The 18848-nt window shown below is 73.9% G+C and carries 18 protein-coding genes; 7 read left to right on the forward strand and 11 right to left on the reverse strand.

The features are described from left to right. Positions 1 to 46 precede the first annotated feature (46 nt). Entirely contained in the window at positions 47 to 904 is an 858-nt protein-coding gene (locus LTT61_RS29215; protein WP_233017224.1) for a haloalkane dehalogenase, read from the forward strand. Next, a complete protein-coding gene (locus LTT61_RS29220; RefSeq protein WP_233017225.1) occupies positions 901 to 1839 on the forward strand; it encodes an RNA polymerase sigma factor in 939 nt (312 codons plus the stop codon). The genes LTT61_RS29215 and LTT61_RS29220 overlap by 4 nt, the downstream gene beginning before the upstream one ends. Before the next feature lie 230 nt (positions 1840 to 2069). Here LTT61_RS29220 and LTT61_RS29225 read toward each other — a convergent pair whose 3' ends face one another. Genes LTT61_RS29225 through LTT61_RS29250 form a run of 6 tightly spaced genes read right to left on the reverse strand, consistent with a single transcriptional unit; the run spans position 2070 to position 8080 of the window. After that, positions 2070 to 3047 (reverse strand): NAD-dependent epimerase/dehydratase family protein, encoded by a 978-nt coding sequence (locus LTT61_RS29225; protein ID WP_233017226.1) that lies wholly within the window; start codon positions 3045 to 3047, stop codon positions 2070 to 2072. A 36-nt stretch (positions 3048 to 3083) separates the two neighbouring features. Beyond that, positions 3084 to 3230 carry a hypothetical protein gene (locus LTT61_RS29230; RefSeq protein ID WP_233017227.1) on the reverse strand — a complete coding sequence of 49 codons (147 nt, stop codon included), beginning with the start codon at positions 3228 to 3230 and terminating at the stop codon, positions 3084 to 3086. A gap of 41 nt (positions 3231 to 3271) precedes the next feature. Then, a complete protein-coding gene (locus LTT61_RS29235; protein WP_233017228.1) occupies positions 3272 to 4843 on the reverse strand; it encodes a serine/threonine-protein kinase in 1572 nt (523 codons plus the stop codon). 27 nt (positions 4844 to 4870) lie between these two features. Beyond that, entirely contained in the window at positions 4871 to 5620 is a 750-nt protein-coding gene (locus LTT61_RS29240; protein WP_233017229.1) for an SDR family oxidoreductase, read from the reverse strand. Then, complete coding sequence (locus LTT61_RS29245) at positions 5617 to 6876, reverse strand: acyl-CoA dehydrogenase family protein (RefSeq protein ID WP_233017230.1); 1260 nt, start codon at positions 6874 to 6876, stop codon at positions 5617 to 5619. Before LTT61_RS29245 ends, LTT61_RS29240 begins: the two co-directional genes overlap by 4 nt. A gap of 55 nt (positions 6877 to 6931) precedes the next feature. Beyond that, positions 6932 to 8080, reverse strand: a complete 1149-nt coding sequence (locus tag LTT61_RS29250) for a DUF3089 domain-containing protein (RefSeq protein ID WP_233017231.1) — start codon at positions 8078 to 8080, stop codon at positions 6932 to 6934. Between the two features lie 118 nt (positions 8081 to 8198). Here LTT61_RS29250 and LTT61_RS29255 point away from each other — a divergent pair, with 118 nt between their 5' ends. Further along, positions 8199 to 9485: an NtaA/DmoA family FMN-dependent monooxygenase gene (locus LTT61_RS29255; protein WP_233017232.1), complete on the forward strand. Its 1287-nt coding sequence runs from the start codon at positions 8199 to 8201 to the stop codon at positions 9483 to 9485. 3 nt (positions 9486 to 9488) lie between these two features. Here the strand turns inward: LTT61_RS29255 and fabG are convergent, their stop codons facing one another. Continuing rightward, positions 9489 to 10250 (reverse strand): 3-oxoacyl-ACP reductase FabG, encoded by a 762-nt coding sequence (gene fabG, locus LTT61_RS29260; protein WP_233017233.1) that lies wholly within the window; start codon positions 10248 to 10250, stop codon positions 9489 to 9491. A 68-nt stretch (positions 10251 to 10318) separates the two neighbouring features. Next, positions 10319 to 11779, reverse strand: a complete 1461-nt coding sequence (locus tag LTT61_RS29265) for a flavin-containing monooxygenase (RefSeq protein ID WP_233017234.1) — start codon at positions 11777 to 11779, stop codon at positions 10319 to 10321. 161 nt (positions 11780 to 11940) lie between these two features. Here LTT61_RS29265 and LTT61_RS29270 point away from each other — a divergent pair, with 161 nt between their 5' ends. From LTT61_RS29270 to LTT61_RS29280, 3 genes are read left to right on the forward strand one after another with little or no spacing between them, the layout of a single operon-like run. Beyond that, the gene (locus tag LTT61_RS29270; protein ID WP_233017235.1) at positions 11941 to 13275 is read left to right on the forward strand and encodes a flavin-containing monooxygenase; all 1335 of its coding nucleotides are present in this window, start codon (positions 11941 to 11943) and stop codon (positions 13273 to 13275) included. Beyond that, the gene (locus LTT61_RS29275; protein WP_233017236.1) at positions 13272 to 13910 is read left to right on the forward strand and encodes a TetR/AcrR family transcriptional regulator; all 639 of its coding nucleotides are present in this window, start codon (positions 13272 to 13274) and stop codon (positions 13908 to 13910) included. The genes LTT61_RS29270 and LTT61_RS29275 overlap by 4 nt, the downstream gene beginning before the upstream one ends. After that, positions 13907 to 15076, forward strand: a complete 1170-nt coding sequence (locus LTT61_RS29280) for an alpha/beta fold hydrolase (RefSeq protein WP_420094711.1) — start codon at positions 13907 to 13909, stop codon at positions 15074 to 15076. Before LTT61_RS29275 ends, LTT61_RS29280 begins: the two co-directional genes overlap by 4 nt. Positions 15077 to 15137: 61 nt before the next feature. Here the strand turns inward: LTT61_RS29280 and LTT61_RS29285 are convergent, their stop codons facing one another. After that, entirely contained in the window at positions 15138 to 15731 is a 594-nt protein-coding gene (locus LTT61_RS29285; RefSeq protein WP_233017237.1) for a helix-turn-helix domain-containing protein, read from the reverse strand. 94 nt (positions 15732 to 15825) lie between these two features. On the opposite strand from LTT61_RS29285, the gene LTT61_RS29290 reads away from it, so the two are divergent. Then, positions 15826 to 16797, forward strand: coding sequence for an NAD(P)/FAD-dependent oxidoreductase (locus LTT61_RS29290; protein ID WP_233017238.1), 972 nt, complete (start codon positions 15826 to 15828; stop codon positions 16795 to 16797). A 144-nt stretch (positions 16798 to 16941) separates the two neighbouring features. Here LTT61_RS29290 and LTT61_RS29295 read toward each other — a convergent pair whose 3' ends face one another. Together LTT61_RS29295 and LTT61_RS29300 are read right to left on the reverse strand one after the other, a co-directional pair. Beyond that, positions 16942 to 17985, reverse strand: coding sequence for a dihydrodipicolinate reductase (locus LTT61_RS29295; RefSeq protein WP_233017239.1), 1044 nt, complete (start codon positions 17983 to 17985; stop codon positions 16942 to 16944). A 7-nt stretch (positions 17986 to 17992) separates the two neighbouring features. After that, on the reverse strand, positions 17993 to 18826 hold the full coding sequence (locus LTT61_RS29300) for an SDR family oxidoreductase (RefSeq protein ID WP_233017240.1): 834 nt from the start codon (positions 18824 to 18826) through the stop codon (positions 17993 to 17995). Between the last annotated feature and the right edge of the window lie 22 nt (positions 18827 to 18848).

Raw genomic sequence — 18848 nt, forward strand, 5'->3', positions numbered from 1 at the left:
CGCGGTGTCGAAACCGGTATCCGACCCCGGCGAAGGGATGCCAGCCGTGCCCGCACTGCCCGTACTCGATTCGTTCCTGCACTACCTCGACACCGGTGCCGGTGCCGTCCCGGTGGTGTTCCTGCACGGGAACCCCACCTCCTCCTACATCTGGCGGAACGTGCTCCCGCACGTGGCGGCCGACAACCGCTGCCTCGCGCCCGACCTCATCGGCATGGGTGATTCCGGTAAGCCGGAGATCGGCTACCGGTTCGCCGATCACGCCCGCTACCTGGACGCCTGGTTCGACGCGGTGGTCGAAGGTGAGGTGGTGCTGGTCGGCCACGACTGGGGCGGGGCGCTCGGCATGGACTGGGCGGCAAGGCACCCGGGGCGGGTGCGCGGGATCGCGCTGGTCGAGACGTTCCTGCGGCCGCTGCGCTGGGCCGAGTTGCCGCCGCGGGGGGCCGAGCTCTTCCGTCGGTTCCGCTCGCCGGAGGGGGAGGCGATGGTGTTGCGGGAGAACATGTTCCTGGAGTTCAACCTGCCGAGTCAGGTGCCGGGGCTGACGGTGGAGGATCTCGACGTCTACCGGGCGCCGTACCCGACGCCGCGGTCGCGGTTGCCCATGCTCGCCTGGCCGCGCGAGTTTCCGCTGGATGGGGAGCCCGCCGATGTGGTGGCGATCGTCGAGCGGTACGGGCGGTGGATGGCCGGGTCGCCGGAGGTGCCCAAGCTGCTGATGGCGGTCGAGAACGGGGTCGGGCTCGGCTCGCCCGAGATGATCGACCTGGCCCTGCGGGAGTTCGCCGCGGTCGAGGTGGTGTCGATCGGGGCGGGCGGGCATCACGCGCCGGAGGAGCGGCCGGACGAGATCGGCGCCGCCGTCGCGGCGTGGCTCCGGCGGCCCGGGCTGACCGGGTGAGCGCGCTTGCCGCGGGGTCGGGCGGGGGTGACGATCAGGGCATGGTGGACGAGGCCGACGCGGAGCCGGACGATGACCGACCGGTCGCCGGTGCCGGGGTTGCGGAGCCGGGCGATGCCGAACTGGTCGCCAGGGCGGTGGGCGGCGAGGTCGCCGCGGTCGACGCGGTGCTCCGGCGGGTGCAGGACCCGCTCTACCGGCTGGCGCTGCGGATGACCGGCAACCGCGCCGACGCGGAGGACGCCACCCAGGAGATCCTGCTCCGCGTGCTCACCCACCTCGCCACCTGGCGCGGCGAGGCGGCGCTGCTCACCTGGGCCTACCGGATCGGCGTCAACCACCTGCTGAACCAGCGCCGCCGCTCCCCGCAGGAGCGCGGCGGGATCGACCTGGAGATCTTCGCGAACACCCTGCTCGACGGCCTCGCCACCACCGATCAGCGCGGCCCCGAGGCCGAGCTGCTCGCCACCGAGGTCAGGTTGCAGTGCAGCCAGGCCATGCTGCAGTGCCTGGACCGCGCCGAACGGGTCGGCTTCGTGCTGGCCGAGGTCTTCGAGCTGAGCTCGGCCGATGCCGCCTGGATCCTCGGCATCGCCCCGGCGGCGTACCGGAAGCGGTTGCAGCGCACCAGGGCCAGGCTGGGTGCCTTCCTCACCGCCAACTGCGGCCGGGTCGACAGCGGGGCCCGCTGCCGCTGCACCCGACGGATCGAGGCCGCCACCGCGCGCGGCCGCATCGACCCCGCCCGCCCCGCCTTCACCGGCCACCCGGTCACCCCCGGTGGGCGCGATGCCGCCGCGGCCGAGCGGCAGATGGTCCGGCTACACGACGCCGCCGCCGTCTTCCGCGCGCACCCGGACTACGCCGCCCCGGCGGAGAAGGTGGAGGGTGTCGTCGCGCTGCTCCGCTCGGGCCGTTTCCCGCTGCTCGGCTGAGCCGCCCGCCGGATCAGCCTGCGGGCGGTCGCCGGGGCGCCCGCCGCATGACCGAAAGTACGGCCGGTAGCCCGGCTGCTCATTCAGCGGACGAGACGGCTACGGCCTACTGCATCCCCTGCGTGACAACGGCGTTCAGGGCGTCGATCGCGGCCTGCCCTGTTCACCGGAGAGGCGGGCGGTGCCGCCGCAGGTTCAGGCCCAGAGGGCGAGGTCGGTACCGGAGCGGGTCAGCGGGAGGCGGCGAGCGCGGCGAGGGTCTCCGCCGCGGTGTGTGTCGGCTGCCAGCCGAGGTCGCGCTTGGCGCGGGTGGTGTCCATGACCACAGGGGTGCGCACGATGTGCAGCCACTCCAGGGTGGCGGGGACGAAGGGGAGCCGGGCCAGCGCGGCGGAGGCGACGGTGGCGGTCGCGGCGGGGACCCGCACCGGGCGGCCGCCGAGCGCGGTGGCGACCTCGGAGAGGGTGAGGGTGCCGTCGCCCGCGATGTTGTAGGGGCCGGGCGCGGCTGAGGTGGTGGCGGCGAGCGCGATCGCGGCGGCGACGTCGTCGTGGTGCACCAGCTGCAGCGGGTGCCCGGGGTCCGGGACGACCGGTTTGAAGAGCGGCGCGGAGCGCATCAGCGCGCGGATCGGGCCGGGCACCTTCTCCCACGGGAGGTCGTGCAGGGCAGGCGCTTTCGGCCCGGCGACGATGCACGGGCGGAGCACGTAGACCTCGAGGCCGGAGTTCGCGGTGAGCTCGAGCAGCGCGCGCTCGCAGGCGGCCTTCTGCTCGGAGTAGTAGTGCTCGGGGGAGCCGTTCGGCGGCACGTCCTCGGTGATCGGCGACGGGTTCTCCGGGTGGTAGCCGTAGGCGGCGACCGAGGAGGTGTAGACGAGGCGGCGCGGACGGCCCGCGGCCACGGTCGCGGCGAAGACGGTGCGGGTGCCCTCCAGGTTGACCCGGGCGCTCTCCGCGCGCGAGCCCATGATGACGAAGGCCAGGTGGATCACGACGTCGGCGTCGGCGACCAGGGCGTCGACCGCGGCCCGGTCCAGGATGTCGCCGCGCCGGTACTCGGTCCGGGTCCAGCCGTGCGCGGCCGGGTCGAAGGGGCGGCGGGCCATCCCGATGATCCGGTCGACGGCGGGGTCCTTTTCCAGCGCGGTGACGGCGGAGATGCCGATCTCACCGGTCGGACCGGTGACGGCGACGGTGATTCCCATGGAGCCGGGATGCCCGCGCCGCCACCGGTGAAACAGTCAGTCGGGGGGCTCGACGTCGCCGGCGTCCTCGTTGACGTCCTCGTTCTCCGGGATCTTCCGCTGCTCGGATTCGTAGTCGTCGGGGTGCGTGGTGTCGGTGTGCTCGCCGAGATCGGGCGCTGTGGTGTTTCCGGGTTCGGTCACGGAAGCGGGTTTACCCATTCGGGGCGCGGAATACGCGGGATTCAGTTGATCTGCTCGGCGGCGGCGATCAGGTAGGAGCCGCCGTCCGGTTGCAGGGTGAGGACCCGCTGTTCCCGGCGGACGCTGCCGTCCGTCCCGGTCAGGACCAGGTCGAGGGAGACCCGGTTCCGGGGCGCGTCCACGCCGGTGACGGCGACCGAGAGCGCGGCGATGCCCGACCAGAACTCGGTGTGCGCGGTCCGGCCGATTCTGCGCTGGTAGGCGGGGGTGAAGCGGGTCCAGCTGGAGGCGGGGTCGGCGGGGAGGTCGGCGTAGTGCGCGCGGACGAAGTTCGCCATCGCGTCGTCCACCGGCGGGCCGGGCGGGATGGGCGGGGTGGTGAGCGGGGCCGCGGCAGGCGGGGTGGCGGTCGGTGTGGTCGCGGAAGCGACGGGGGTGGTCGCGGAAGCGCTGGGTGTGGTCGCGGAAGCGCTGGGTGTGGCGGAGCCGGTGGCGTCGGCGAGGCCGATGGCGGAGCCGGTCGAATCCGGACGCAGGATCAGCGCCGCGACCGTCGCGATCGCGAGTATCGGCACTGCGACCGCCGCGCCGATCACCAGCCGCCTCCGCCGCCCGCGCGTGGTGCCCGGCGTCCTCCGCTGCCCGCGCGCAGCGCCCGGCGTCGTCGCCGCCGTCCGGGTCTCGTGCGCGGCCGGTACTGCCGAGGCCGATCCGAGTTCGGTCGGCGCGGTGCGCGGCTCGCGTCCCGGTACCCCCGCCCCGAGCACCGTGGGCGCGGTCCGAACCCGGTGCCCCTGCCCGCCCGCGACCGCCGCGGCCTGTGCCGCCGCCGCGAGCGCCCCCGCGGTGGCGTACCGCGTGTCCGGCTCCTTCGCCATCCCGCACCGGATCACCGCGTCGAACTCCGCGGGCACCCCGGGAAGCACCTGCGAGGGTGCGGGCGGCGGCGTGTTCAGGTGCGCCACGATCTGGTGCTGAATGCTGTCGCCGGGAAACGGCAGCTGCCCGGTCAGCGCCTGGTGCAGCACGCAGGCCAGCGCGTAGACGTCGGCGCGGGCGTCGACCTCGGCCGCGCCGAGCCGCTCCGGCGCCATGTAGGTGAAGGTGCCGATGGTGGCGCCGGTGCTGGTGATCCCGGTCGCGGCCAGATCCTTGGCGATGCCGAAGTCGATGAGGTAGGCGAAACCGGTGCGGGTGACGATGACGTTCGACGGCTTGACGTCGCGGTGCAGCAGCCCGGCCCGGTGCGCGGCGTCGAGCGCCTGCGCGACCTGCTCGACGTAGTGGACGGCGTCGGCGGGCGCGAGCGGCCCCGCCGCGATGATCTTCCCCAGGTCGGTGCCGTCGACCAACCGCATGTCGAGGAAGAGCTGCCCGTCGATCTCGCCGTAGTCGTGGATCGGGACGACGTGCGGGTCGGTGAGCCGGGCGGCGGCATGCGCCTCGCGCCGGAACCGCTCGCGGAACCCGGCGTCCGAGGCGTACTGCTCGGGCAGCACCTTGAGCGCGACGGTCCGGTCGGTGCCGGTGTCGTGCGCCCGGTAGACCCGGCCCATGCCGCCCGCGCCGAGCAGATCGAGCAGCCGGTACCGGCCGAACTGTGTGCCCTCCATCCCGTACTCGTACCACGAGCTCGCGCGTCAGGTGAGCCTGCGCACCACCGAGAGCGGCAGCCCCCGCAGCGCGTAGCCGAGCGGAATCCACGGCCACGCGGGCACGTACGCCTGTGCCTTCTCCTTCTCGACGGCGGCGACGATGGCCCTGACCCCGGTCTCGGTGTCGACCATGAACGGCGTCTTCTGCGTGACGTGCTCGTTCATCTCGGAGCGGATGTAGCCGGGGTAGACGGTCGTGACCTTCACCCCGGGGATCCGCTCCGAGCGCACCCCCTCGGCCAGGTGCGCCAGCCCGGCCTTGGTGGCGGCGTAGGTGGTGAGCGTCTTGCGCATGCCGCGCAGCCCGGAGATCGAGGAGATCACCACCAGGTGCCCGCCGCCCGCGGCGCGGAAGATCTCCAGCGCCGCCTCCATCTGGGCCAGCGCGCCGACGAAGTTGGTGAGCGCGGTTTCCCGGTTGGCGTCGGCGCGGCCGGTGCCGAGCGGGGCGCCCTTGCCGAGCCCGGCGTTCACGATCACCCGGTCCAGCCGCCCGAACGCCTCCGCGATCTCCGCGAAGACCCCGGGCACCGCGTCGAAATCGGTGACGTCGAGGGTGCGCACCTCGACCCTGGTGCCCGGGTGGATGGCGGCGATCTCGCCCGCCAGCTGCTCCAGCCGCTCGGTGCGGCGCGCGGTGAGCGCGAGATCGTAGCCGCGCGCGGCGAACTGGCGCGCCATCTCGGCGCCGAGCCCGGAGCTGGCGCCGGTGATCAGGACGACCCCGCGGCTCATCGCCTCGCCCCGTGCTTGCCGAGCTCCAGCCGCGCGATGACGCCCTTGTGCACCTCGTCGGGCCCGTCGGCGAGCCGCAGCGCGCGGGCACTGGTCCACGCCGCCGCCAGCGGGAAGTCGTCGGAGAGGCCGCCGCCGCCGTGCAGCTGGATGGCGAAGTCGATCACCCGCTGGGCCATGGTCGGCGCCGCGACCTTGATCTGGCTGACCTCGCTGAGCGCGTTCAGCGGCCCGCCCTCGTCCAGCTTCCACGCGGTGTTGAGCACGAGCAGCCGGGTGGAGTCGATGGCGATCCGCGCCTCCGCGATCCGCTCCCGGTTGCCGCCGAGGTTCACCAGCGGCTTGCCGAACGCGGTCCGGGCGAGGCCGCGCTCGCAGGCCAGCTCCAGCGCCTTCTCGGCGAGCCCGATCAGCCGCATGCAGTGGTGCACCCGGCCCGGCCCGAGCCTGCCCTGGGCGATCTCGAAGGCCCGCCCCGGCCCGGCGATCACGTTCGACAGCGGCACCCGGACATCGGTGAAGGAGACCTCGCCGTGGCCGAACGGCTCGTCCTGCATCCCCATGGTGGAGAGCATCCGCTCCACCTTCACGCCGGGGGCGTCGCGCGGCACGAGCACCATGGAGTGCCTGCTGTGCCGCGCGGCCTCGGGGTCGGTGAGCCCCATGACGATCAGGATCTTGCAGTCCGGGTGGCCGACGCCGGTGGACCACCACTTGCGGCCGTTGATCACCATCTCGTCGCCGTCGACGACGGCGCTGAGCTCCATGGTGGTGGCGTCGGAGGAGGCCACGTCCGGCTCGGTCATGCAGAAGGCGCTGCGGATCCGGCCCTCGAGCAGCGGCTCCAGCCACTCCGCGCGCTGCGCCTCGTCGCCGTACTTGAGCAGCACCTCCATGTTGCCGGTGTCGGGGGCATTGCAGTTGAACAGGTACGGCGCCAGGAAGGAGCGGCCGGTGACCTCGGCGATCGGCGCGTAGTCGGCATTGCTCAGCCCGGCGCCGCCCGCGGTGCCGTACCGCGCGGCGTAGGCGTCGCCCTCGCCGGCGGGCAGGGAGAGGTTCCACAACCCCTGCGCCCGCGCCTTCTCCCGCAGCTCGGCCAGGAGCGGCAGCGGCTGCCACGGGTCGCCGCCGGATTCGCGGAGCGCGGCCACCTCGTGGTGGTACCGCGCCTCCACCGGCTCGATCTCGGTGTCCAGGAACGCGCGGGCCGCGGCGGTGAGTTCGGCGGCGCGGTCGGAGGGCCGGAAGTCCATGTCCCGACCCTAACCCACTATTGATCGCTGATCGATAAGATCCCGTGCACCGCGCTCAGTGCCGCCGGTACGCGCTGATCTGGGCGGCCACCGTGTCGACGGCGTCGCCGAGCGGGAGCGTCAGGTCGGCGACGTGCAGCCCCCAGCCGGGGTCGGGGAACGGGCCGAGCGGCGGGGCGCCCGGCTCCGGCGCGGCCAGCAGCACGTGCGCGCCGCCGACGTGCGCGCACTGCGCCCGGTAGCGCTGCGCGGGCCGCAGCCAGGGGGTCGGCGGGGTGGGCAGGGCGGTGCCGAGCGGCTGCGGCGCGCTCCCGGTGCGGACCAGCGTGTGCAACGCGACCTCGTCGGTGCTGCCGGGCGCGGCCGGGTGCACGCAGGCCACCTCGTAGCCGGCGCCGTACGGCTGCGGCGCGGCCTCGGGCGTGGTCGGCGTGGTGCCGTAGCGCGCCTCCGCGGGCGGAGTCTCGCCGAAGAGCGACCAGGCCAGCGCGCAGTGCGTCTGCGCGCGCTCGCGGCAGAGCGGCACGGTGCGGAAATCGCCGCCGACGTCGGCGCCGCGCGGTACCACCACATTGCCGCCCGCCAGCACCGCCGACACCAGCCGCGCGTTCACCGCCGGATCCGGCTCGATCCGTTCGCCGAGCAGTTGCCGGAGCATCCTGGTCCCCTGCGAGTGCCCGATCAGCACGACCCCGCGGCCGCCATTGTCGTTGACGAGGTACTGCTCCCAGGCCCGCGCCACGTCGGCGAAGGCGAGCTCGGCCGCGGCCCGCGCCTGCTCCGGCGAGCCGGGGGAGCGCAGCGCGAGCAGGGTGCGCTGCCGGTAGACCGGCGCGTACACGTCGCACACCTGGGAGAAGCGCTGCGCCTGCTGCGCGGCGATGAACCGCAGCGGCGGCGCGACCTCCCTGCTCGCGGAGTAGGAGAGCTCGGTGGAGACCGTCGGGTAGACGTAGAAGCAGTCCACGTCGCGCGGCCCGGCCGCGGGCCGGACCACCTCGGGCGGCTGCCCGTCGCGGTAGACGGTGGTGCCGAGGTCGCCGCGGCACGGGTCGGCGGGGAGGTCGGGGCGGCAGAGCCAGACCACGTCGTCCGGTTGCTCCGGCAGCGCCACCGCGCCCGCCGCGGCGGCGACCAGGGCGAAGAGCAGGGCCAGCAGCGTCGTCACCCCGCGCCGCGGGGACACCGGAGAGACAGGGGCCACCGGAACCTCCTTCGATCGGGCTCACTGTACGGCGCTCACCCCCGGTTCCGGGGTGGGTACGAATCCGGCTGAGCGCAAACGGTGCCCGGCGCGGCGGCGGCTCGTAGCGTCGGCTGTCATGGTCCGTGCGCGCCGCCCCCTCAAGACCGTGACCGGAGTCAGCGGAGGGGCGGACGTCTACGCCGCCGCCGTCGACCCGGCCCGCTCCACCCTCGACACCGCGATCGAGATCGCCCGGCTGGCCGAGGAGCACCGGATCGACGCGCTCTTCGCCGCCGACCTGCTCTCCTTCGGCAAGCAGGGCGCCATCGGCGCACAGGAGCCGCTGATCTTCCTGGCCGCGCTCGCCGGGGTGACCAGCGGGGCCGGGCTGATCGCCACCGTCACCACCACCTTCCACCACCCGTACAACCTGGCCAGGCTCTTCGGCACGCTGGACCACGTCAGCAACGGCCGCGCCGCCTGGAACGCCGTCACCTCCTCGCTCGGCGAGGAGAACTACGGCGCCGGGGAGCTGCCCAGCCCCGAGGAGCGGTACGCCCGCGCGACCGAGGTGCTCGAGGTGACCAACGCGCTCTTCGACAGCTGGGCGCCGGGCGCGCTCACCCCCGACGGCAGCGGCGGCGCCGTGCTCGACCCCGCGCTGGTGCGCCCGATCGAGCACACCGGCGAGTACTTCTCGGTGCGCGGCCCGCTGAACATCCCGACGCTGCCGCAGCGCAGGCCGGTGCAGTTCCAGGCCGGGCAGTCCGCGGGCGGCGTCGAGCTCGGCGCGCGCTTCGCCGAGGTGGTCTTCACCTCGCTCGCCACCCTGCAGGACGCGCTGGTCTTCACGAAGCGGATCCGTTCCCGCGCCGCCGAACTCGGCCGCACCGACGGGCTGCCGCTGATCTTCAGCTCGCTGCACGCCACCTACGGCGGCACCGAGGATGAGGCCCGCAGGCTCGCCGCCGAGCGCGCCGAGAACACCGACCTGGAGGCGGGCCGCAGGGGGCTGGAGGACATGCTCGGCGGCGGCGTCGACCTCGCCGAGCTGCCGCTGGACCGCCCGCTGCCGGAATCGCTGCTCCCCGACGTCACCGCGGTGAACCGGCGGCGCGGCCGGGCCGAGATCTTCACCCGGCTCGCCCGCTCCGGCAAGACGCTGCGCGAACTCATCGTGGCGGCGAAGGACACCGGGCACTGGGCCGAGGTGGGCACCGTCGAGCAGATCGCCGACGCGATCGCGGAGCGCTACGACGCGGGCGTGCTCGACCTCGTCACCCTGGGCGGGCTCGCCGACCCGCGCGGCCGCGAGTACGTGCTCGACGGCCTGCTTCCGCTGCTGCGGAAGCGCGGCATCGTCGGCGAGGACTACATCGGCGGCACCTTCCGGGAGAACCTGGAGCTGCCGCCGCTGCCCTGACGGTCAGTCCGTCGGGCCGCCCGCCACGTAGATGACCTGGCCGGAGACGAAGCCCGCGCCCTCGCTCACCAGGAACGACGCGGTGTGCGCGATGTCGTCCGGCTGCCCGGCCCTGCCCACCGGGATCTGCCCGACCACGGCCTCGGTGAACTGCTCGAAGGTGACGCCGACCCGCTCGGCGGTCGCCGCGGTCATGTCGGTGGCGATGAAGCCGGGCGCGATGGCGTTCACCGTGACCCCGAACTTGCCGAGCTCGATGGCGAGCGTCTTGGTGAAGCCCTGAAGCCCGGCCTTGGCCGCGGAGTAGTTGGCCTGGCCGCGGTTGCCGAGCGCGGAGGTGCTGGAGAGGTTCACGATCCGGCCGAACTTCGCCTCGGTCATGTACTTCTGGGTGGCCCTGCTCATCAGGAAGGCACCGCGCAGGTGCACGTTCATGACCGCGTCCCAGTCGCCCGTCGTCATCTTGAACAGCAGGTTGTCGCGCAGGATGCCGGCATTGTTGACCAGCACGGTCGGCGCGCCGAGCTCCTCGGCGACCCGGCTCACGCCGCGCTGCACCGCCTCCTCGTCGGAGACGTCGACCGAGAGCCCGATCGCCCGGCCGCCCGCCGCGGTGATCTGCTCCGCGGAGGCCAGGCTGGCCGCCTCGTCGAGGTCGAAGACGGCGACCGCGAGGCCGTCGGCGGCCAGGCGGCGCGCGGTGGCGGCGCCGATGCCGCGCGCGGCTCCGGTGACGATCGCCGTGCGGGGTGCGGTGCTGGTCATATCGGTCCTCTCGTCGGATGTCCTCGATGATTCATACTCGATCGGGTTCCCGGCCGGTGTGGACGGGATCAGCCGGGCGGCGGTGACAGCAGGCGGTAGTCGCGCTTCCGCGGGCGCCGGGCGCGCAACCGGTACTCGATGAGCGCGCCCGGCCAGTTGTGCGCGTCCCGGCCCGCGGCATCGCGGTACCAGCTGAGGCAGCCCGAGTTCCAGGCCAGCGGGCGGGCGAAGCGGCGGTCGAGCAGCCGGGACCAGCGGGCGAAGGCGGTTTCGGTCACCTCGAGCGCGCTGCCCGGCGGGGCGGCGGCGAGCCGGGTGACGGCGGCGGCGATGTGCGCCGCCTGGGTCTCCAGCATGAAGACGATGGAGCCGGAGCCGAGGTTGGTGTTCGGGCCGTAGACCAGGAAGAGATTCGGGAAGCCGGGCACGGTGAGCCCGAGGTGCGCGCGGGCGCCGCCCGCCCACTGCTCGGCCAGCGTCGCGCCGGTGCGGCCGGTGATGTCGAGGGTGGTGGCGAAGCCGCCGGTGTCGAAGCCGGTGGCGAAGACCAGGGTGTCGGCCGGGTGCCGCCCGGCGGCGGTGCGCACGGCGCCCGGCTCGACGGCGGCGATCGGCGCGGTGACCAGCGTGACGTGCGGGCGGGTGAGCGCGGCGTGGTACCCGTCGGCCATCAGGATGCGCTTGCACCCGGCCCGGTCCGCCGGGGTGAGCGCGGCCCGCAGCGCGGGGTCGGCCACGGTGCGCCGCAGCGTCCGCGCGTGCGCGCGCTCGATCGGCCGGAGCAGCGCGGGCCAGCGCCAGAAGCCGAGGGTCATCGCCTCCAGCCCGGCCCAGAGCGCGGCCCGCGTCGCCCGGCGCACCGCGGGGAAGCGCCGGTGCAGCGCCCGCACCCGGTACGGCACATCGGGTTTCGGCAGCACGTAGGGCGCGCTGCGCTGCACCACGGTGAGCGCCGCCGCCCGCCGGGCGAGCTCCGGGATCAGCTGCACCGCGCTGGCCCCGGTGCCGACCACCGCGATCCGGCGGCCGGTCGGGTCGAAATCGTCCGGCCAGTCCGCGGTGTGCAGCACCCGGCCGCCGAACTCGGCGAGTCCGGGCAGCGGCGGCACCGCGGGCACCGCGAGCTGCCCGGTGGCGGCGACCAGCACGTCGAACCGCTCGGCGGTGCCGTCGCCGAGCCTCAGCAGCCAATCCCGGCCGGACCACGTCGCGGCGGTGACCGCGGTTCCGGTGCGCAGGGTGAGGCCGGCGGCGCAGCGCTCGAGGTAGCCGCGGATCTCGGCGCCCGGCGCGAACCGGCGCGACCACGCGGGCGGCTCGGTGAAGGAGTAGCTGTACACGTGCGAGGGGGCGTCGCAGGCTACCCCGGGGTAGCGGTTCGCCGCCCAGGTGCCGCCGGCCCCGTCCCGTGCGTCGAACACCGTGACTTCCCGGTGCCCGGCCGCGCGCAGCCGCAGCGCCGCGCAGATCCCGCCGAACCCGGCGCCGACCACGGCAACCCGGACCGCACGGAAATCGTTGCTGCACATGGCTTCTCCCGATCACCCCGGTGACCCGGGGCATCGATCACCGTAGCTGGAACCTGTTCCAGAAACAAGCGTGGATTTTTATTGACGCGCGTCGAATAGCGGCTTAGAGTGCGTGTGATCGCCGTCACGCTACCGTCGACGGCACAGTGGCAGGAGGCCCGATGCCCCATCCGACGGTCGCCGTGATCGGCGCCGGGATCAGCGGTTTGACCACCGGGAAGATGCTCGGCGACTACGGGATCCCGTACACCTGCTTCGAGTCGTCCGACCGGATCGGCGGCAACTGGGCCTTCGGCAACCCGAACGGGCACAGCGCCGCCTACCGCTCGCTGCACATCGACACCTCGAAGTACCAGCTCTCCTTCCGGGACTACCCGATGCCGGAGACCTACCCGGACTTCCCGCACCACAGCCAGATCAAGGAGTACCTGGAGGGGTACGCCAGCGCCTTCGAGCTGAAGCGCCGGATCGAGTTCGGCAACGGCGTCGCGCACGCCGAGCGGCTGCCCGACGGCGGCTGGAACATCGCCACCCAGCGCGGCGAGCAGCGCCGCTTCGACCTGCTGGTGGTGGCGAACGGGCACCACTGGGACCCGCGCTTCCCCGACTTCCCCGGCGAGTTCACCGGCGATGCGATCCACTCGCACGCCTACGTCGACCCGCGCACCCCGCTCGACCTGTACGGCAAGCGCATCCTGATCGTCGGCATCGGCAACAGCGCCGCCGACATCACCGTCGAGCTCTCCTCGCGCGCCATGGACAACGAGGTCTGGCTCTCCACCCGCTCCGGCGCCTGGGTGGTGCCGAAGTACCTGGCGGGCACCCCCGCCGACCGCTACTACCGCACCCTGCCGTACGTGCCGCTGCGCTGGCAGCGCAAGCTGGCGCAGCTCTTCACCCCGGTCATCTCCGGCAACCCGGTGAACTACGGGCTGCCCGCGCCGAACCACAAGTTCATGGAGGCGCACCCGACCCAGTCGGTCGAGCTGCCGCTGCGGCTCGGCAGCGGCGACGTCACCGCGGTCGGCAACGTCGCCCGGCTGGACGGGCGCACCGTGCACTTCGAGGACGGGCAGGCGAAGGACTTCGACGTCATCATCTACTGCACCGGCTACAACATCACCTTCCCCTTCTTCGACCCGGAGTTCCTCAGCGCGCCGGGCAACCGGATCCAGCTCTACAAGCGGATCTTCAAGCCGGGGCTGGACGATCTGGCCTTCGTCGGCTTCGCGCAGCCGTTCCCGACGCTCTTCCCGTTCGTCGAGTGCCAGGCCCGGCTGGTCGCGGCCTTCGCGGCCGGGCACTACCGGCCGCCGTCGGACTCGGAGATGCAGGCGGTGATCGACGAGGACGAGCAGAAGTTCATCGGGCACATGATGAACACCGCCAGGCACACCCAGCAGCTGGACTACTGGCTCTACGAACACGACCTGCGGGTGCGCGAGCTGCCCGCCGGGTACCGCAGGGCGGGGGCGCTCGCCGGGCGGGCCACGTGAGCGCTCGGGCGCGCACCGACCGCCGCGCGCCGCACCGCGGCGACCTGCGGCGCTCCGCCCTGCTCGGCGCGCTGGCCGAGCTGCTGAAGGACAGCGGCGGCGACCTGGACCCGATCACCATCGCGGAGATCTCCAAGCGCGCCGGGGTGACCCGCTCCGCCTTCTACTTCTACTTCGAGAACAAGGCGGCCGCGGTGGCCGCGACGCTCGAGGAGATGTACGACGAGATCTTCGCGGTGACCGACGTGCTGGTCGGCGCGGGCGACCCGGCGGTGCGGATCGAGCACACCGCGCGCGGCCTCGTCGAATTCTCCGAGCGGCACCGGCACCTGCTGCGCGCCGCGCTGGAGGCGCGCTACGCCTCGCCCGAGGTGCGGCGCATGTGGGAGGCGGATCGGCAGGCCTTCATCCCGGCCATCGCCGCCATGATCGACGGCGAGCGCGCGGCGGGCCGCGCCCCCGACGGCGCGGACGCCACCGCGCTCGCCGATGTACTGCTGCTGCTCAACGAGCGGCTGCTGGAACGGCTCACGCTCGGCGACGGGCTGGAGCGGGAGAACTACGTCAATGCCGTGGTCACCGTGTGGCTGCGCACCGTCTACGGCCGGACGCCGGCCGATCGGGGAACGTCATGACCACAACGCTGCCGGTGGGCGCCACCGCGCTGACCTTCGACTCGGCCGGGATACGCTGCGAGGCGTGGCATTTCGCGGCCACCGCGGACGATCTCGCCGGCCCGGCCGGGCGGCCGGTCGCGGTGCTCGCGCACGGGTTCGGCGGGACCAAGGACTCGGGGCTCGCCCCCTTCGCCACCGCGCTGGCCGGGGCCGGAATCGACGCGCTCGCCATCGACTTCCGCGGGTTCGGCGGGAGTGCGGGGGAGCCGCGGCAGCGCATGCGGATGGGCGAGCAGATCGCCGACTACCGCGCCGCGATCTCGGCCGCCGCCGGGCTGCCCGGCGTCGATCCCGAGCGGATCGTGCTGTGGGGCGTTTCGATGTCGGGAGGCCATGTGCTCGCCCTGGCGGCCGAGTACGGCGCCGCGAGTGCGCAGGGCGTGAACAGCGCGCGGGCTGCCAGCGGCGCGCAGGCCCCGAATGGCGCGCAGGCCCCGAATGGCGCGCAGGCCCCGAACGGCGCGCAGGCCCCGAACGGTGCGCAGGCCCCGAACGGTGCGCAGGCCCCGAACGGTGCGCAGGCCCCGAACGGTGCGCAGGCCTCGAGCGATGCGCTGGGGCTCGTGCCGGACGGCGTGGGTGCTTCGGTACCGCGGATCGGCGGCGTCGAGCCGCTGGTGGCGGCGGTGGTCTCGATGACCCCGCTGGTCGACGGCCGCGCAGCGGTGCGGCACGCGCTGCGGCACGGCGGCCCGCTCGCCTCGCTGCGGGGCGCGGCGGGCGGCGTGCGCGCCGGAATCGCCCGGCTGCGCGGCAAACCCGGGCTCATCCCGCTGGTCGGCGCGCCCGGCAGCGGCGCGGCGCTCTCGCTCGACGGCTACGAGCGCTCCTACCGCGCGCTCAGCGGCCCCACCTGGCAGAACGGCATCGACCCCGCCGTGCTGCTGACGCTCCCGGGCTACCGCCCGGCTCGCCGCGCCGCCGACATCACCGTGCCGGTGCTGGTGCAGATCGCCGACTTCGACCGCGCCGCCCCGCCGCACGCCGCCGCCAAGGCCGCCTTCGCCGCCCGCGCCGAGGTCAGGCACTACCCGTGCGACCACTTCGACGTCTGGCCCGGCGGCGAATTCCACACCGCCACGGTCGAGCACCAGCTGCACTTCCTGCGCAGGCACCTGGGCTGAGCCGCCCTCGGAGCGCGGCAGGCGCGACCGGATGCCGAGATAACCGCGGCGGCAGCAGGTCTCAGCCCGGCTCGGCGCGCGGGCGGGCGCGCAGGTGCGCGCGCTCGCCCTGCTTGCCGAAGAGGCTGAGGAACTCGACCGATTCGGCGTCCGCGGAGCCGAACCAGTGCGGCACCCGGCAGTCGAACTCGGCCGCCTCGCCCGGGGTGAGCACCAGGTCGTGCTCGCCGAGCACCAGCCGCAACCGGCCGTTCAGCACGTAGATCCACTCGTAGCCCTCGTGCGTCTGCTGGGTCGGTTCGCGGCGGCTGTCGCCCGCCGGGATCACCAGCTTGTAGGCCTGGATCCCGCCGGGGCGCTTGGTGAGCGGGAGGAAGGTCATGCCGCCGCGGCCCGGGACCGGGCGCAGGTGCACCCGCGGGTCGCCGGTCGGCGGCGCGTCGACCAGCTCGTCCAGGGTGACGCCGTGCGCCCTGGCCAGCGGGAACAGTAGCTCGAGGGTCGGCTTGCGGCTGCCCGACTCCAGCCGGGAGAGCGTGCTCACCGAGATGCCGGTGGTCTCGGCGAGCGAGGCCAGCGTGGTCTCGCGCTGCTTGCGCAGGGCCCGCAGCCGGGGGCCGACCGCCTCCAGCGCGCGGTCCAGGTCGTCGTCCATCGCCCCATTCTGCCCAGCGAGTTGCCACTTCGGCAAACAAAGTTGCCGCTTTCCTAGGTCGGCGGGCACCCTCGGAGCCGAGGAGGTGGTCAGGGTGACCGAAGAATTGCGGGACGACTACGACGTGGTGGTGATCGGTGGCGGCGCCGCCGGGCTGAACGGGGCGCTCATGCTGGCGCGCTCGCGGCGCTCGGTGCTGGTGATCGACGCGGGCGCGCCGCGCAATGCCCCGGCGGACGGGGTGCACGGCCTGCTGGCCAGGGACGGGACCCCGCCCGCCGAGCTGGTGGCGCGCGGGCAGGCCGAGGTGCGCGGGTACGGCGGGCAGATCGTGCGTGGCGAGGTGCGCGAGGTGACCCGCGCGGGCGACGGCTTCACGGTGACGCTCGCCGACGGTCGGGCGGTGTCGGCGCTGCGGCTGCTCGTCGCGACCGGGCTGGTTGACGAGTTGCCGGAGATTCCAGGGGTGCGCGAGCGGTGGGGGCGGGACGTGCTGCACTGCCCCTACTGTCACGGCTGGGAGGTGCGCGACCGGGCGATCGGGATCATCGCCACCGGGCCGAACGCGGTGCACCAGGCGCTGCTCTTCCGGCAGCTGAGCGCCGACGTCACGGTGTTCGCGCACACCGCGCCGCCCGGCGCCGAGCAGGTCGAGCAGCTCGCCGCGCGCGGGATCGCGCTCGTGCCGGGCACCGTCGAAGAAGTGGTGATCGCCGATGACCGGATCACCGGGGTGCGGCTGGGCGACGGCACCGTGCTGTCGCGCGAGGTGATCGTGGTCGGGCCGCGCATGGTGGCGCGCGGTGGGCTGCTCGCCGGGCTCGGGCTGGCGACCGAGGAGCACCCGTCCGGCATGGGCGAGACTGTGCCCGCCGACGCCCTCGGCCGCACCGCGGTGCCTGGCATCTGGGTCGCGGGCAACGTCGCCGACCTCTCCGCGCAGGTCGGCGCCGCAGCCGCGGCCGGGGCGATGGCGGGGGTGCAGATCAACGCCGACCTGGTGCTGGCGGAGACGCAGGCCGCGGTCGAGCTGCACCGCGCCGGTACGTCGGTGGCCGCCGGATAGCGGTGACCGGGGCCGCCTCGGCAGCGTCCCGAATCGCCCGCGCCGGGTTCGCGGCGGGTCGGCGGCGCTGGTGGTGCCTCAGCCGGGCGCAACAGCTCGGCCCGGCCGTAGCCCTCGACCCGGCCGTACCCGGCCCGGCCGTACTCAGCCCAGCCGGGGGATGATCTGCGGCAACTCGACGCTGCTGCGGATCCCCGGCCCGGCCGCGCACACCGCCGCGACCACGTTCACCGCCCGGTTGGCGGTGAACGCGGGCGAGACCGCCGCCATCCGCTCCAGCGGCACCGCGAACCGGAGGTCGACCTCGAGCGGGGCGTCGCCGCGCACCGAGATGTGCCAGCCGGTGTCGCCGATCGGCCACTCGACCGCCAGATCGGGGGTGCAGTACCAGGTGGCGCGGAAGGTGAGCAGCGGCGCGCCCGCGCGGATGCCGTTCACGGTGATGCGCTGCGCGGCGACGGTTCCCGCCGGGATGGTGCCCGCCGCGATCCGCACCTCGGTGCGCGCCGTCGCCAGCTCGGCGTGCGCCACCACGTCGTCCAGCACCAGCCCGAGCGCCTCGGCGACCAGCCGCAGCGAGGGCCCGAAGCTGCTCAGCATGTGCGGGGCGAGGAACTCGCTCACCGCCGTCTGCTCCCGCCCGAACCCCATCACGTCGAAGAGCAGCTCGGGCGAGTCCCGGCGGGAGAGGTCGGCGTACTCGTCGATGACGATCCCGGTGAGCTCGCGCTGGATCGAGGCGAGCACCAGCGGCACCGCCTCGGTGATGAACCCCGGACTGCTCCCGGTGCTGTGCAGCGTGCTCCCGCCCGCCGCGCAGGCCGCGGTGACCCGCTCGCGCAGCGCCGGCTCGGTGCTCGCCGGATGGTGGAAGAGCCCGCAGGTCGTCACCACGTCGCTGCCTGCCGCGAGCAGCGCGCAGACCTCGTCGGCGTCGAAGGCGAGCGGCATGTAGAGGACGCAGTCCGGGCGCAGCGCCAGCACCTCGTCCAGGGTGCCGACCGCCGCGATGCCGATCGGCGCGATCCCGGCGAGCTCGCCCGCGTCCCGGCCGACCTTCGCGGGCGAGTGCACGCGCACGCCGACGAGTTCCAGCCCGGGGTGCGCGTGCACCGAGCGCAGCGCGTAGCCGCCGATGGTTCCGGTCGCCCACTGCACGACACGCAGCGGGGCGGGGGGTTGCGTCATGGAAACCTCAGTCCAGGAAGAGATCCGGCGTCGGGTTGGCGCCGCCGCCGTAGCGGGCCAGATCATCGATCCCGGCGTAGACCGAGACGGCGTCGGCGTCGAGGAAGCAGTTGCCGGTGACCGACTTCGCCTGCTGCGTCACGATGGCGACCGCCGCGTCCGCCATGATCCGCGGGCTGCGCGCCGCGGCCAGCTGGTTCTCCGCGTCCGGCAGCGCGGCCACCGCCGAGGTGGCGATGAAGGTCTGCGGCCACAGGCAGTTGAAGGCGATCCCGGCGTCGGCGTACTCGGCCGCCCAGCCCTGGGAGAGCAGCGTCATGCCGTACTTGGAGAGCGTGTAGACCGGGTGCGCGCCGAGCCAGCGCGGATTCAGGTTCACCGGCGGCGCGATGGTGAGCACGTGCGGGTTGGCCGAGTCCCGCAGGTGCGGCAGGGCGGCGGCGGTGAGCAGGAAGGTGCCGCGCAGGTTGATGTCCTGCATCAGGTCGAAGCGCTTCGGGCTCAGCTCGTGCGTCGGCTCGGTCGCGATGGCGGAGGCGTTGTTCACCACGACATCGATGCCGCCGAACCGCTCGACGGCGGTCTGCACCAGCCGCGCCACGTCCTCCTCCCGGCGCACGTCGCCGACGACCGCCGCGGCCCTGCCGCCCGCCGCCTCCACCTCGGCGGCCGCGGTGTGCACGGTGCCTGGCAGCCGGGGGTGCGGCTCCGCGGTCTTGGCCAGCAGCACCACGTTCGCGCCCTGCTCGGCGGCGGCCACCGCGATGGCGAGGCCGATGCCCCGGCTGGCGCCGGAGATCACCACGGTGCGATCGAGCAGCGGACGGTCCTGGTCGGGCATGGTTCTCCTCGCGGCGGCGGTA

The sequence above is a fragment of the Nocardia asteroides genome (assembly GCF_021183625.1).
Classification (GTDB): domain Bacteria; phylum Actinomycetota; class Actinomycetes; order Mycobacteriales; family Mycobacteriaceae; genus Nocardia; species Nocardia asteroides_A.

What these genes read in the sequence shown, in the direction of transcription:
- LTT61_RS29265 (WP_233017234.1), bottom strand. Translation starts at nt 11,779, where the DNA reads ATGTGCAGCAACGATTTCCGTGCGGTCCGGGTTGCCGTGGTCGGCGCC.
- LTT61_RS29245 (WP_233017230.1), bottom strand. Translation starts at nt 6,876, where the DNA reads ATGGACTTCCGGCCCTCCGACCGCGCCGCCGAACTCACCGCCGCGGCC.
- LTT61_RS29270 (WP_233017235.1), top strand. Translation starts at nt 11,941, where the DNA reads ATGCCCCATCCGACGGTCGCCGTGATCGGCGCCGGGATCAGCGGTTTG.
- LTT61_RS29300 (WP_233017240.1), bottom strand. Translation starts at nt 18,826, where the DNA reads ATGCCCGACCAGGACCGTCCGCTGCTCGATCGCACCGTGGTGATCTCC.
- LTT61_RS29295 (WP_233017239.1), bottom strand. Translation starts at nt 17,985, where the DNA reads ATGACGCAACCCCCCGCCCCGCTGCGTGTCGTGCAGTGGGCGACCGGA.
- LTT61_RS29235 (WP_233017228.1), bottom strand. Translation starts at nt 4,843, where the DNA reads ATGGAGGGCACACAGTTCGGCCGGTACCGGCTGCTCGATCTGCTCGGC.
- LTT61_RS29285 (WP_233017237.1), bottom strand. Translation starts at nt 15,731, where the DNA reads ATGGACGACGACCTGGACCGCGCGCTGGAGGCGGTCGGCCCCCGGCTG.
- LTT61_RS29280 (WP_420094711.1), top strand. Translation starts at nt 13,907, where the DNA reads ATGACCACAACGCTGCCGGTGGGCGCCACCGCGCTGACCTTCGACTCG.
- fabG (WP_233017233.1), bottom strand. Translation starts at nt 10,250, where the DNA reads ATGACCAGCACCGCACCCCGCACGGCGATCGTCACCGGAGCCGCGCGC.
- LTT61_RS29240 (WP_233017229.1), bottom strand. Translation starts at nt 5,620, where the DNA reads ATGAGCCGCGGGGTCGTCCTGATCACCGGCGCCAGCTCCGGGCTCGGC.
- LTT61_RS29255 (WP_233017232.1), top strand. Translation starts at nt 8,199, where the DNA reads ATGGTCCGTGCGCGCCGCCCCCTCAAGACCGTGACCGGAGTCAGCGGA.
- LTT61_RS29225 (WP_233017226.1), bottom strand. Translation starts at nt 3,047, where the DNA reads ATGGGAATCACCGTCGCCGTCACCGGTCCGACCGGTGAGATCGGCATC.